Source organism: Candidatus Eisenbacteria bacterium (genome assembly GCA_005893305.1).
GTDB lineage: Bacteria > Eisenbacteria > RBG-16-71-46 > SZUA-252 > SZUA-252 > WS-9.
Window position 1 is genome coordinate 16,321 of record VBOZ01000021.1, and the last position, 566, is coordinate 16,886.

2 tRNA genes are annotated in these 566 nt (G+C 56.2%); both read left to right on the forward strand.

Going from position 1 to position 566, the window contains the following annotated elements:
* Nucleotides 1–28: 28 nt before the first annotated feature.
* Nucleotides 29–110, forward strand: a tRNA-Tyr gene (locus tag E6K79_07700).
* 73 nt (nt 111–183) lie between these two features.
* Nucleotides 184–259, forward strand: a tRNA-Gly gene (locus E6K79_07705).
* Nucleotides 260–566 lie beyond the last annotated feature (307 nt).

Consider the following 566-nt stretch of genomic DNA (forward strand, 5'->3'; position numbering starts at 1 on the left):
CAGGCCAACATCCACCGAGACGAGTGCCGGAGGGGTTCCCGAGCGGTCAAAGGGAGCAGACTGTAAATCTGCCGGCTTAGCCTTCGAAGGTTCGAATCCTTCCCCCTCCAATTCTCTAAAGAGGTATCCTTCCCTGGTGGGGGCGTGGCGCCCCCGACGAATCGAGATAAGTCTTTTTTTGGGGCGGGAATAGCTCAGTGGCTAGAGCGTCAGCCTTCCAAGCTGAGGGTCGCGGGTTCGAATCCCGTTTCCCGCTCCAGTATTTCCTCACCTAGGCCAGGTTTTCCACATTCATCAACACAGCTAAACGGCGGCAGCGAAATTACCTAACTAGATTTCCACCGCCCGGGCGCCCCGATCCCACCTCCGAGGAACCGCCCAGCCTGCATCCCCGGCGATTTCGTGCATCGAAAAGAGTGCTGTTGGAAAACCACCAAGGGACGCAAATTTCCTGTTGACTGGTGTTTCAGCCCGCCGTAGCCTGTGTGATTCGCACTACCGACGACCTTCTTTTATGGGGAAGGAAGGCCGCTCGGTATTTTTTGCCTTGAATTGAAACGTTGGCG